Here is a 12886-nt window from a genome sequence, read left to right on the forward strand (position 1 = left end):
TTGCGAACAAAGAAGACCGCGTTGAGGTGACGCGAGCGATCACGGTGAGCAACTCAGTACTTCCTTTCCTCAGGCTGCCACTTGGTGATCGTCACCGGGGAGTACGACACCTCGGGCACGTCGGCGCCGTTGCGCGAGACGTTGATGTGCTTGAGCCACTCGTCGTCGTTGCGGTCGGGGAAGTCCATGCGCGTGTGCGCGCCGCGCGACTCCTTGCGCTCGATGGCGCTGACGACGGAGGCCTCGGCGCAGTCGAGGAGGTACCCCAGCTCGATGGCGCCCAGCACGTCCTGGTTGAAGACCGTGCCGCGGTCGTCGATGTACGCGGTCGTCGCCTCCTCCTTGAGGCGGCGGACGACCTCGTGCGCGTTGCGCAGCCCCTCCTCGTTGCGGAAGACGGCGACGTCCTTGTTCATCGCGGTGCCGAGCTCGTCCTTGATCTCCGACACGCGGCGCCCGGTCTTCGGGCGGTTGATGATCTCGTCGATCTCGGCGACGTCCCGCGCGAGCTCCGCCTCGCCGACGCGGCCCGACGGCATCGGCATCGCGGCGGCGCGCTGCGCGGCGTGCTCGCCGGCGCGGCGGCCGAAGATGAGCGTGTCGAGCAGCGAGTTCGCGCCCAGGCGGTTGCCGCCGTGGACCGAGACGCACGCGACCTCGCCGGCGGCGTAGAGGCCGGGAACCGGCGTCGCGCCCCAGGCGTCGGTCTTGACGCCGCCCATGATGTAGTGCTGGCCCGGCCGGATGAGGATCGGGTCCTTCGTGATGTCCGTGCCGGCGAAGTCCTTGCCGATGTTGACGATCTCGCGCAGCGCCTCGAGCGTGCGCTTCTTCGGCACGACCGTGACGTCGAGGTAGATGCCTTCCTTGTTCGGCCCGGCGCCGCGGCCCTCGTTGATCTCGGTCTGCTCGGCGCGCGAGACGACGTCGCGGGAGGCCAGCTCGAGCTTGTTCGGCGCGTACTTGTCCATGAAGCGCTCGCCGTCGCCGTTCAGCAGGTGGGCGCCCTCGCCGCGGGCGCCCTCGGTGATGAGGAAGCCGTTCTCGACGAGCGTGGTCGGGTGGTACTGGACCATCTCCATGTCCATGAGCGGCGCGCCGATCCGGTACGCCTGCGCGATGCCGTCGCCGGTGACGATGAGGCCGTTCGTGGTCGGCTTCCACGCCTGGCCGGCGCCGCCGGAGGCGAGGATCACGTTCTTGGCCTTGAAGGCCTCCATCTGGCCGGTGCGGATGTTCCGCGCGATGCAGCCGACGCAGTTGCCCTCGTCGGAGAGGATCAGCGAGGTGGTGAACCACTCCTCGTAGCGGTCCACGCGATCGCTGTACTTCATGAGCTGCTCGTAGAGCACGTGCAGGATCGCCTGGCCGGTGATGTCGGCCACGTAGTAGGTGCGGGCCTGCGACGCGCCGCCGAAGGCGCGCGTGCCGAGCTCGCCGCGGTCGTTGCGGTGGAACGTGACGCCGATGTGCTCGAGGTGGATGATCTCGTTCGGCGCCTCGCGGGCCATGATCTCGATCGCGTCCTGGTCGCCCAGGAAGTCGGATCCCTTGACCGTGTCGAAGGCGTGCGACTCCCACGTGTCCTCGGGCTTGAGCGCGGCGTTGATGCCACCGGCGGCCGCCACGGAGTGCGAGCGGACGGGGTGGACCTTGCTCATGATCGCCACCGTGGAGCCGGCGTCAGCGGCGGCGAGGGCGGCGCGCTGACCGGCGAGACCGGCGCCGATGATCAGGACGTCGTGTGCGGGCATCTGGCCAGGAACATATCTACGATCTCCTCAAGGAGGCCTTCCGCTCACGATACGGCTGCCGTGAGCGCACGGCGCACCTGCTCGACCGTCAGCACGCCACGAAGCACGCCGTCGCGGTCCACGGCCATCACGGCCCCGAGCCGGCGCAGCGGCTCGGCGCGGATGACGTCCTCCAGCGGCTGGTCCGTCACGACCGGGTGGCCGGGCGTGAGCAGCTCCCGCACCTCGAGCGCCGGCCGCCCCTGGCCGATGGCGGCGGAGACGTGCTCCTGCTCGGCGAGCCCGAGCAGGTGGCCGGACTCGTCGGTCACGGCGAACCACGGCGCCTGGTAGCGGCCGAACCACTCGTCCTCGGCCTCGAGGAGCTTCGTCGTGGCGGGCATCGTCACGGGCGAGCGGTCCATGACGTCGGCGACGGTGATCGCGCCGAGGCGGTCCGACATCCGGGCGCCCGCGGCGGCGGTGCGCGCCGAGCTGGCGATGAGCCAGCCGAGGACCGCCCACCAGATGCCGCTGATGCCGTCGTCCTGGGCGAAGTACGTGTACGCGCCCCAGCCGATCATCAGGTAGCCGAAGCCCTGGCCGAGGCGGGCGGCGGCGATCGTGCCCTTCGTGCGGTCGCCGGTCAGCCTCCACACCGCAGCGCGCGCGATCCGGCCGCCGTCGAGCGGGAACGCCGGGATGAGGTTGAAGACGAAGAGCACGACGTTCATCGACGCGATGAAGCCGATGAGCAGCTCGAGCGGCGAGTCCGTGACGTTGTTCGCGAGCGTCGCGACGTCGATGGCGCGGTCGCCCTCCAGCAGCGCGGTGACGCCGAAGCAGACGGCGACGATGAGCAGCGTGACCGCCGGGCCGGCCGCGGCGACGCGGAACTCCTCGCCCGGCGTCTCGCTGTCGCGGCTGAGCTTGGCGATGCCGCCGAAGAGCCACAGGTCGATGCCCTCGACCGCGATCCCGTTGCGCCGCGCGACGATCGCGTGGCCGAGCTCGTGGAGGATGATCGAGACCGCGAACATGAGCGCCGCGGCGACCGCGACGAGGTACGCCTGGGTGCTCGAGCCGCCGAGCGCGTCCTGGAACGAGTTCGACAGCGTCCAGATCGCGAGGAAGAGGACGATGAACCAGCTCGGGCTCGCGCCGATGCGGATCCCCGAGATGCGGACGAGCTGGATCGAGCGTTCGCCGAACACCCCTAAGATTCTAAGGGGCGCCGGTCAGATCCCTCGGCAGCGGCACACGTGGAGGATCGTCCGCAGGAGCACCTTCACATCCGACCACGGCGACCAGTTCGCCGCGTAGAGGTAGTCGATCGTGACCATGTCGCGCAGGGCGACGCGGCTGTCGCTGCGGCCGAGCACCTGCCACGGGCCGGTGAGGCCGGGCGTCAGGTGCAGCCGGCGGCGGTGCCAGCCCGCGATCCGGCGGTCCTCCTCCTCGACGAGCGGGCGCGGCCCGACGAGGCTCATCTCGCCGCGCAGCACGTTGATGAGCTGCGGCAGCTCGTCCAGCGACATGCGGCGCAGGATCCGCCCGACGCGCGTGATCCGCGGGTCGTCGCTCATCTTGAAGAGGCCCTCGCCGATGCTGAACGGGGCGAGCAGGTCGCGCATCTCGTCGGCGCCGACGACCATCGAGCGGAACTTCAGCAGCGTGAACGGCACGCCGTCACGGCCGACGCGGGTCTGGCGGAAGAGGATCGGGCCGCCCGAGTCGAGCTTGATCGCGAGCGCGGCGACCGCCATGACGGGCGCGGCGATCGCGAGCGCGAGCGTCGCGCCGATGAGGTCGACGCCGCGCTTGACGAGCGCCGAGCTGCGCGTGAGGCCGAAGCGGTGCACGCCGAGCATGACCATGCCGTCGACGTGGTCGAACTCGACCGACGAGCCGACGACCTCGAACATCCGCGGGACGATCGTCACGTGCGTGCCGAGCGTCTTGGCGCGGGTGATGAACGCCAGCGACGTCTCGGCGTCGATCTCCGGGCCGGCGGCGACGACGACGCGGTCGATGCGCCCGCGGCGGACGACGGCCTCGAGCGCGCGCGGCGACGCGGACTCGGCCTCGGTGAGTGCGAGGAAGCCGGCGGGGACGCAGCGGTTGCGCTCGAGCCGCGGGGCGATCTCCTCGAACGCCTCGGGGCAGCCGATGACGAGGCACCGCTCGTGCGGCAGGATCTTCGCCGTCGCGGTGCGGGCGGCGGCGCGCAGCGCGATGAGCGCGGCGAGCAGCGTCCCGGCGAGCGTCAGCACCGCCGCGCGGCCGAGGTCGCCGTCGACGACGGAGATGAGCAGCGTCGAGAGCAGCGCGAGGCGGCAGATCGCGGGCAGCTCGTCGACCGTCGACTTGCGCACGACGAGCTCGTCGCGGTCGTACAGGCCGCTCATCTTCGCGCTGAGGACGACGAGGAGCGCGCTCGTGACCATCCCGGCGCCCGCGGTCGCGTGGCCCTGCGCGACGAGGACGAGGATCGCGAGCATCGCGGCGACGAGGTCGGCGACGGCGAGCGAGCGCCGCATCACCGCCGTGCGGCGCGCGGGGTCGACCCCCGGGCCGAACCAGCGCTTGCGGGCGGCCCACATGCCGAGCCGGGCGGCGAACGGCAGGCCCTCGCGGAGGTAGCGGTCGGCGAGGCGGCGCGGCTCCATCGCGAGGCGGTGCGCCCACTCCAGGCCGGCCTTGCGCAGCAGCTTCGGCGCGCGGCGGACCTCGCCGGTCAGGAAGCTGAACGTGATCCCGACGCCGAGGAACCAGGTGGCGGGGAAGTCGTCCTTGATCCGCTCGATGAGGTGCTCCTGCTTCGGAGCGCCGAGGGCGACGAGCACGATGTCCGGCTGCGCGTCGAGCAGCAGCGCGCGGATGTTCTCGACCTCGAGCTCGTCGTGCTCGAAGCCGAACGGCGGGCAGTACGTGCCGGCGACCTCGAGGCCGGGCGCCTCGGCCTTCAGCAGCTCCGCCGCCTCGTCGGCGACGCCGGGGTTGCCGCCGAGGAGGAACACCGAGCGGCCGCCCTGCGCGGCCATGCGGCAGAGCGGGACGACGAGATCCGAGCCCGCGACGCGCTCGGGGAGGCCGGCGCCGGCGATGCGGCTCGCCCACACGAGCGGCTGGCCGTCGGCGAGCACGAGGTCCGCCTTGCGCGCCATCCGGCGCATGTCGGCGTTCTCCTGGCACTGGCGGAGGATGTCGAGGTTCGGGGTGACGACCCAGCCGCCGCGGCCCCAGTCGAGCGACGCGAAGATGCGGTCGAGCGTCTGGCGCTGCGTGACGACGTCGACCGGCACGCCCATCAGCCACGTGCGGTCGAGCGCGGGCAGCTCCGGCTGCGGCTTGGGGAGGCGGCGCGCGGGGTCGTAGGCGGGGAGCTCGAGGAGCGCGCGCTCCAGCTCGGCAAGCACTTCGGGGCGGCCGGGAGCGTCACCGGACACGCGATTCCGGTGCACGACCGAGTCATGCCCTGCATTGCCAATCCCCGCAGCCATTCGTGGCCTCCCCTTTGGCGCTGAAGCTGTGCTTGCGGGCGACAACGACGGTTGCGCCGTGAACTTGCGGGAAGTGGTGCGCTGTCACCATCCCGGCCTCGTGAGCGTTGGTTCCGTACCCGTGACCGTCGTCATCCCGGCCTACCGGCGGGCGGCGATGGTGACCCGCGCCGTGGCGAGCGTGCGCGCGCAGACGGGGGTCGCCGCGGACGAGGTGCTCGTCGTCGACGACGCGTCCGGGGACGACACGGGCGAGGCGGCCGCTCGGGCGGGTGCGCGCGTCGTCACGCATGCCGTGAACGGGGGCGAGGGCGCGGCCCGGAACACCGGGATCGCGGAGGCGCGCAACGACTGGATCGCGCTGCTCGACTCCGACGACGAGTGGCTGCCGGGGCACCTGGCGTCGCTGTGGGCGGCGCGGGACGGGCACGTGCTCGTGGCCGACGCGGCGATCGGGACGGGCGACCGGCCGGAGCATCACCGCATCTACGGGTGGCCCGGGCCCGGGCCGCGTGAGCTGCGCTCGCCGCGCGACGTGGCGTTCCCCGACAACGTGGTGCAGCCCTCGTGCGCCCTGGTGCGGCGGGAGGCGGTCGTGGCGTGCGGCGGGTTCCCCGCCGGCCGGCCGCGCGCCGGGGACCTCGACACGTGGCTGCGCCTGCTGGAGACCGGGAGCGGGATCGCGCTGCCGGACGTCGGCGTGCGGTACCACCTGCACGGTGGGCAGGTCTCGGCTGAACGGTCGGCGATGCACGACGCGCACCGCGAGGTCGTCGCGGCGTACGCGGACCGGCCATGGCACGACGAGCGGCTCGACGCGTGGCTGCGAGCCCGTGCGATGTGGGACGCCGATCGCCACGCCGCGATGCTCCTCGCCGCCCGGTCGCCGTCGGCGGCCCGCGGCCTCGCGACGACGCTGTGGTGGCGCCGGCGCGTGCGACGCGCGAGCGCGGCGGTTGATGGCGAAGGGCGGCGGACGGGCCGGTAGAGTCGCCGCGCCGTGGACGTCGAAGCGCTGCTCGCGAACCCGCCCGCCCTCCATGTCGACGCCTCCGGCACCGCGCTGCCGTTCGAGGCGGACCCGCGCGTGCTGCGGGTCATCGCCCGCGAGCTGCGTCCGGGGGCGCGGACGCTCGAGACCGGCGGCGGGCTGAGCACGCTCGTGTTCGTGGTCGGCGGCGCGGAGCACACGTGCGTCGTGCCGTTCGTCGAGGAGACCGAGCGCATCCGCGCGTGGTGCCGCGCGAACGGCGTCGACGACAGCAGGCTGACCTTCGCGACCTCGCGGTCCGAGGACGCGCTGCCGGGGCTCGGCGACGAACCGCTCGATCTCGTGCTCATCGACGGCGGCCACGGGTTCCCCACGCCGTTCGTCGACTGGTGGTACGCCGGGCGGCGCCTGCGGCCCGGCGGGCTGCTGGTCATCGACGACACCCATCTGTGGACCGGCAAGGTGCTCAAGGACTTCCTCGACGAGCAGCCGGGCTGGACGCTCGTCGAGAACTTCGCGATGCGCTCCGCGGTCTTCCGGCGCGAGGCCGGCGACGACGGCCAGTTCGACGACTGGATCCACCAGCCGTACGTCGTGAAGCGCAGCTACTCGTCGGGCCCGCGCGGCCTCGTCCGCCAGGCGGCCCGTGCCGTCGACGTCGCGCGGTCCGAAGGCGTCGGAGCGCTCGTGCGCCGAGCGCGCTCGCGCTAGCCGGCCGCCGCTTCCGCCGCCCGCGCGCTCATCCACGCGCCGCGTCTTCCGCCGCCCGCGCGCTCATCCACGCGCCGCGTCTTCTGCCGCGCGCGCGACGTCTTCGGCGAACCGCTCGGCGCGGCTCTTCGCCCACGCCGCGCCGTCGGTTCGCGGCCTCTGCGTCGCCGCCACCAACGCGTCGGCGAAGCCGCGCGGGTCGTCTTCCACCGCGACGCTCGAAGGCGGATCGCCGATGCCCCTCATCGCGATCGTCGTCGCGACGACAGGTGCGCCGGAGGCGATCGCGTCGAGGGTCTTCACCTGCACGCCCGCGCCGGCGATCGACGGCACCGCGATCACCGCGCCGCCGGCGAGGAACGCGGCGGCGTCGTCGACGAACCCGAGAGCCTTCGCGCGCGTCCCATCGACGGCCTCCTCGCTGCCCCGCCCGGCGACCACGACCTCCAGGCTCTCCGGCAGCCGCGGCAGCACGTCGCCGAGGAACCACCGAAGGCCCGCGAGGTTCGCCGCCCACGTCCAGGTGCCCAGGAGGGCGATCGCCCCGCGCGCCTCTCCGCCCGCCGACGCGTCTCCGCCCGCCCGCGTCGCCGGCAGCGCGAACGCGCGCGTCGTCGCGCCGAGTGCCTCGAACGCGGCGGCGTCTTCGCTCGTCAACGTCCAGACCGCGCGGGCCTCTCGCGCGAGTCGCCGCTCCGCCGCCGCGAGCCGCTTCGCCTCCCGGCGCGCGACGATCGCCGCGGCGCCCGAGGACGTCTCCGCCTGCTCCGCGTAGAGGGCCGTCTCGACGTTGTGGGCGATGTGCACGAACGGCCTGCGCGCTGCCCAGCCGACCTGCGCGTGGTCGACCACCACGAGATCGGCGTCGGGCACGCGGTACGCCCGCGAGACGTACTTCGCCTCGGAGAACCCGCGGCGCGTCGCCACCGCTCGGGCGAGCCACGCCGCCTTCGTCGCTCGGCCGGCGGTCGCGGTCTCGATCGGCCGGCGACCGGCGACGCGGAAGCGCTCGTCGCCCGGGTCCGGTTCCTCCGGGCGCAGGTAGCCGACGACGGTCACCTCGTGCCCGGCGGCGCTCAGCGCATCGACGAACGCCCGCGTCGCGACCTCGCCGCCTCCGGACGGCGCGACGGGCAGGACCGTGGTGGCGACCGCGATCCTCACGCCGCGCGGGCGCGCAGGACGCCCGCCCACAGCCACAGCAGCAGGAGCGGGAACGGGTACTCCGCCGGCCCGAGCGCCGCGACGACCGCCCAGCACAGGAAGACGGCGAGCAGCCCCGCTCGCCACGGTTCCAGCGCGGCGGCCACCCGGCGGACGATCGACCCGCCGATCCCGAGGAGCACCGCGGCGAGCCAGAGGGCTCCGCCGAGGAGGCCGAGCTCGGCGGTGCGTGCGAGGAGGAGGTTGTGCGCGGGCTCGCCGACGCCGGCGTCCGGCGGGACGTCGCCGACGGTGCGGAAGGCGTCGTAGGAGGCGGGCACGAAGCGCTCCCAGCCGACGCCGGCGACCGGGTGCTCGTTCGTCAGCCGCACCGCCGCGTCGTTGAGGTTCTCGCGCACCCACACCGGGCCCTTCGCGCTCGACCGCGCGTCGAGGCGGTCGCCGAAGCCGGGGATGACGAGCACGGCCAGCGCCAGCGCCGCCGCGGCGCCGACGAGCGACGGGACCGCGAGGCGCCGCAGCGGCGCCGTGGCGACGAGCACGGCGACCAGGCCCACCACCGCGCCGATCCACACCGCACGGGTGTACGTCACCGGGATCGCGGCGAGGCACGCGACGCCGACGATGGTCGCAGCGGTGCGGGCGCGGCGACCGTTCCACAGGTGCCGTGCCATCCCGGCGGCGACCGCGCAGGCGAACAGCGCGACGCCGTTCGCGACCGCCTCGACGAACGGCCCGCGCGCGCGGTCGGCGTGGATGCCGTACTGCGGATCGAGGATGTACGACGGGACGACGAGCCCGTCGGCTCCGATCGCCTCCGCCAGCGACGTGAGCGACAGGTACGCGCCGAGCCCGACGAGCGCCCCGAGCAGGATCGCGCGCTGGCGGGCGGTGCGGAACGCGAGCGGCGCGACGGTGAAGAGCGCGAACGGCGCGATGCCGAAGCTGTCGACGAGGCGGAACCGCGCGTCGCTGTCGTCCAGCGTGCCCACCCACAGCGACGAGCAGAGCGCGAAGACGGTGGCGGCGAGCAGGAGGAGGTGGACGGCGCCGAGCTCCAGCCGCGGGCGGTCGCGCTGCGGCCCGATGCGCGCGAGCACCGCGACGACGCCCGCGAGCAGGACGAGGCGGTCGAGCGCGACGGGCACGTCCAGCGCGTCCCACTGGCCGGAGAACACGGAGAGGACGAGGCCGGCGGACAGCAGCCAGGCCGCGTCCGCGACGACCATGAGGTACGCCGCCCCGAGGGCCGCCGTCGCGAGGACGAGGACGACCGGGAGGTCCATCGGCTCAGACGGAGGCGGCGACCGGACCGGTGGCGACGCGGCGCTGCGAGCGGCGCTCGAGCCAGGCGGCGAGCGCGAGCCCGATCACCACGCCCGCCAGCGCGCCCGTGAGCGCGAGCTTGTTGCGCGTGTCGTCGCGGTCGTCGGCCGCCGCGGTGGCGGGCGCGAGGACGGAGAGGAGGTCCGCGGTCGTCCCGCCCGCGACCGCGTTGCTGTACTTCTGGCCGGCCGCGTCGCGGGCGAGGCGCGCGGCCTGCTCCTTGCCGGCGGCGCCCTGGAACGCGAGCCGGTTCGTGCGCGTCGGCCGGCGCTCGTACTTGGAGCCGAGCGCGTCCAGCTCCAGCTGCAGCCGCCGCACCTCGCGGGACTTGGCCGAGTAGTCGCGCAGCAGCTCGTCCGGGTCGCCGCCGCCCGCGCTCTGGCGCTTGGCGTACGCGACGAGCGACTCGGCTCCCGCGTTGGCGAGGTCGACCGCCTTGCGCTCGTCGTCGGTCTTGGCCTCGACGCGGATGAGCGGGGAGCTGGGGATCGGGCTGGCGGTGAGCGCATCGGCGGCGGCGCCCGGGGTGACGCGCGCCTTCGCGGCGGCGGGGCCGGCGACGGCGGGCGCGTCGATGGCTCTTGAGTACGCGGACGCGATCGAGGCGCCGGCCTGCGTGAAGCCGGGGAGCCCCTGCGTCTGCACGTCGAGGCGGCCGACGGCGATGCGCGCCTCGGCGGTGTACTGGGGTTCGCGCAGCTGCCCGTAGACGCCGAGCGCGATCGCGAGCGCGACGACGGGAACGAGGAAGGCGAACGGATGCCTGCGGACGGCGACGAGGAGATCGACGCCCCGGTCCGCGCGCACTGCCGGGTCCATGCGGCCGTACGATACGGACGCGGCGCGCGCCTCACGCCGCTTCGCTCTTCGCATGCGCGTCGCGTACCTCGTCAGCCGCTACCCGACCGTCTCGCACGCGTTCATCCGGCGCGAGATCGAGGGGCTGCGGGCGCTCGGCGATGAGGTCGTGCCGTTCACGGTCGTGCGGGTCGACCGGTCGGAGCTGATCGAGGCGGCGACGCGTGAGGAGGACGAGCGGACGGTGGCGTTGCGGCCGGTGTCGGTGGCGCGGCTCCTGTCGGTGCACGCGGCCGCGTTCGCGCGGCGACCGCTCGGGTGGGTCCGCGCGCTGCGCCGTGCGCTCGCGATGCGTCGCGGCGGGGCGCGCGACCTCGTGTGGCAGCTCGCGTACTTCGCGCAGGGGGTCCTGCTCGCTCGCGCCTTGGCCGCGCGGGGCGTGCGACACGTGCACGCCCACCACGCGAACGTCGCGAGCGACGTGGCGCTGCTCGGCGCGACCTACGACCCGCGGCTGACATGGAGCCTCACCCTGCACGGCCCGACCGAGCTGGCCGACGTCGGAGGCCACCGTCTCGCGGCGAAGCTCGCCGACGCGTCGCGCGTCGCGTGCATCAGCGACTTCGCCCGGGCCCAGGCGTGCGCGCTCGTCGACCCGGCCCGGTGGGAGCGGCTCAGCGTCGTTCGCCTCGGCGTCGACCTCGAGGAGTTCGCCTCGTCGTCGCCGCCGTCTTCCTCGCGGCCCTCTTCGTCTTCGCCGTCATCCCCCTCGTCGTCATCGCGCGCAGCGCTGCATGTCCTCAGCGTCGGGCGCCTCGCCACGCAGAAGGGCCAACCGGTGCTGCTCGAGGCGATCGCTTCGGCGCGCGCGGCCGGCGCGGACGTGCGGCTGACGCTCGTGGGCGAGGGCGAGCTGCGGCCGCTTCTCGAAGAGAGGATCCGCGCGCTGCGTCTGGAGGCCGCGGTGACGCTCGCGGGCGCGGTCGGCCATGACCGCATCGCCGAGCTCTACCGCGAGGCCGACGCGTTCTGCCTGACGAGCTTCGCCGAGGGCGTGCCAGTCGTGCTGATGGAGGCGATGGCCAGCGAGGTCCCCGTCGTCGCGCCTCGCCTGATGGGGATCCCGGAGCTGGTCGAGGACGGCGTCAGCGGGTTCCTCGTCGCGCCCGCCCGCGCCGACCTGACCGCGGAGGCACTGCGGCGGCTTGCGGCGATGACGCCGGAGGAGCGAGCGGAGATGGGCCGCGCCGGCCGCGCGCGCGTCGCCGCGGACTACGAGCTCCACCGGTCGGCGCGCGAGATGCACGACCTCCTCGAGGCCGCCGCCCGCGGCTGAGGCCGCGCGCCGACTCTCGCGCCCTACCGCGTCGTCTCGGCCGCCGGCACGACCTCGAGCAGCGCCCACGGGAACTTCGCGAGCATCTGGTTCGGGTACCGGTTCTCGAAGAGCTCGGGCCACGGGTTGGACCCGATCGAGTCGGGGCTCTCGCCGTAGAACGCGACGGCGCCGGCGCGGTCCTGGACGACGAGCCCGTGGTCCTGCGCGGCCTTCGCGATGAGCGCGGCGGCCCACGGCAGTCCGAGCGCCCGGACGTCCACGGACTTCGGGAGCCGGAAGACGGTGCCCTCCGGGATCCCGCCGCCGACGACGGTGCCGTCCGTCCGCGTCGCGGGAGCACGGAAGACGCCGCGCGTCACGTCGGGAACGGCCATGCCGACGACGTGCGCGATCCGGCCGGTGCGGATCTCGTCCGGGCGGATGAGCCCGCCGAGCAGCGACAGCCCGCTCGCCGCGACGCCGTAGGGATAGGGGTGGACGCCGGTGCTCTGCGACGCGTTGCGCATCCGGCCGCCCCACGCCGCGTGCCACGCGCCGCCGGCGTCCTTGCGCAGCCGCCAGAGCTCCCAGACCGTGTCGGTCGAGCGCTGCCACACGACGAGCGACCCGTCCGTGCCGGGACTCGGCACCGCGCCGGGCGGCAGCGGCACGGACGAGAACGCCTCCCGCAGCGCGGGATCGTCGGCGTCGAGCTGCACGCTCACCCGCGGCTGATCCGCCGGCACCTCGTAGACACCGGTCGTGTACTGCGTCGTGTTGATCCACGTCCCGTGCACGGCGACCTGCCGCACGAGATCCGCGACGAGCGCCGCGGACCGCAGATCCGTGGCGACGCCGGAGAGAAGAGGGGCGCCCCAGAAGCTCGTCGCGCCGAACGGAGAGAGCGCGCCCGCGGCGACCTGACTCGCCGCCGCCGGCGCCGAGACCGAAGACACCGGCGTCTCCGCCGCGGCTGGAGAGACCGAGGACAGCGGTGTCTGCGCAGTGACCGAGCCGGCCCCCGCCATCTCGGCCGCGGCGGCGCCGACGGACGATGCCGAGGGAGAACCCGCCGGAGACCAGATCGTCTTCGCCGCCGCCCGCCTCCGCGCAGCGGCTCGCCGCTTCGCCGCCGCACGCTTCTTCGCCGCGGCCCGCTTCTTCTCGGCCGCGCGCTTCTTCGCGGCCGCTCGTTCCTTCGCGCCGGCGCGCTTCTTCGCCAATGCCGAGACGCGCGTCTTCGCGTCCGCGGCAGAGATCCCGGGGGCGGGGACGGCGACGAGGAGGACGGCGGTGAGCGCGGCGATGGCGCATCGGCGCATGCTCCGGAGATCGGCACCCC

Annotated in this window: 10 protein-coding genes; 3 read left to right on the plus strand and 7 right to left on the minus strand. The window is 74.0% G+C overall.

Translation table 11 applies throughout. From position 1 onward, the window contains the following. Positions 1 to 53: 53 nt before the first annotated feature. The 3 genes from AC1UE4_RS17305 to AC1UE4_RS17315 are packed head-to-tail and all read right to left on the minus strand — an operon-like array spanning position 54 to position 5182. Positions 54 to 1754 (minus strand): FAD-binding protein, encoded by a 1701-nt coding sequence (locus AC1UE4_RS17305; protein WP_482918553.1) that lies wholly within the window; start codon positions 1752 to 1754, stop codon positions 54 to 56. 44 nt (positions 1755 to 1798) lie between these two features. Further along, positions 1799 to 2947 (minus strand): site-2 protease family protein, encoded by a 1149-nt coding sequence (locus AC1UE4_RS17310; protein ID WP_482918554.1) that lies wholly within the window; start codon positions 2945 to 2947, stop codon positions 1799 to 1801. Positions 2948 to 2971: 24 nt separating this feature from the next. Next, positions 2972 to 5182: an exopolysaccharide biosynthesis polyprenyl glycosylphosphotransferase gene (locus tag AC1UE4_RS17315; protein WP_482918555.1), complete on the minus strand. Its 2211-nt coding sequence runs from the start codon at positions 5180 to 5182 to the stop codon at positions 2972 to 2974. Between the two features lie 175 nt (positions 5183 to 5357). Between AC1UE4_RS17315 and AC1UE4_RS17320 the strand changes: the two genes are divergently transcribed. Both AC1UE4_RS17320 and AC1UE4_RS17325 read left to right on the plus strand, forming a co-directional pair. Then, positions 5358 to 6224 (plus strand): glycosyltransferase family 2 protein, encoded by an 867-nt coding sequence (locus AC1UE4_RS17320; protein WP_482918556.1) that lies wholly within the window; start codon positions 5358 to 5360, stop codon positions 6222 to 6224. Between the two features lie 12 nt (positions 6225 to 6236). Further along, positions 6237 to 6938: an O-methyltransferase gene (locus AC1UE4_RS17325; RefSeq protein WP_482918557.1), complete on the plus strand. Its 702-nt coding sequence runs from the start codon at positions 6237 to 6239 to the stop codon at positions 6936 to 6938. Positions 6939 to 7001: 63 nt separating this feature from the next. On the opposite strand, the gene AC1UE4_RS17330 is transcribed toward AC1UE4_RS17325, so the two are convergent. The 3 genes from AC1UE4_RS17330 to AC1UE4_RS17340 are packed head-to-tail and all read right to left on the minus strand — an operon-like array spanning position 7002 to position 10247. Then, positions 7002 to 8102 (minus strand): glycosyltransferase, encoded by a 1101-nt coding sequence (locus tag AC1UE4_RS17330; RefSeq protein WP_482918558.1) that lies wholly within the window; start codon positions 8100 to 8102, stop codon positions 7002 to 7004. After that, on the minus strand, positions 8099 to 9388 hold the full coding sequence (locus AC1UE4_RS17335; protein WP_482918559.1) for an O-antigen ligase family protein: 1290 nt from the start codon (positions 9386 to 9388) through the stop codon (positions 8099 to 8101). Before AC1UE4_RS17335 ends, AC1UE4_RS17330 begins: the two co-directional genes overlap by 4 nt. A 4-nt stretch (positions 9389 to 9392) precedes the next feature. Beyond that, positions 9393 to 10247 (minus strand): YveK family protein, encoded by an 855-nt coding sequence (locus AC1UE4_RS17340; protein ID WP_482918560.1) that lies wholly within the window; start codon positions 10245 to 10247, stop codon positions 9393 to 9395. Positions 10248 to 10299: 52 nt separating this feature from the next. Here AC1UE4_RS17340 and AC1UE4_RS17345 point away from each other — a divergent pair, with 52 nt between their 5' ends. After that, positions 10300 to 11562 carry a glycosyltransferase gene (locus AC1UE4_RS17345; protein WP_482918561.1) on the plus strand — a complete coding sequence of 421 codons (1263 nt, stop codon included), beginning with the start codon at positions 10300 to 10302 and terminating at the stop codon, positions 11560 to 11562. A gap of 23 nt (positions 11563 to 11585) precedes the next feature. On the opposite strand, the gene AC1UE4_RS17350 is transcribed toward AC1UE4_RS17345, so the two are convergent. Then, complete coding sequence (locus AC1UE4_RS17350; RefSeq protein ID WP_482918562.1) at positions 11586 to 12866, minus strand: hypothetical protein; 1281 nt, start codon at positions 12864 to 12866, stop codon at positions 11586 to 11588. Positions 12867 to 12886: the final 20 nt, after the last annotated feature.

Source organism: Parviterribacter kavangonensis (assembly GCF_056863335.1).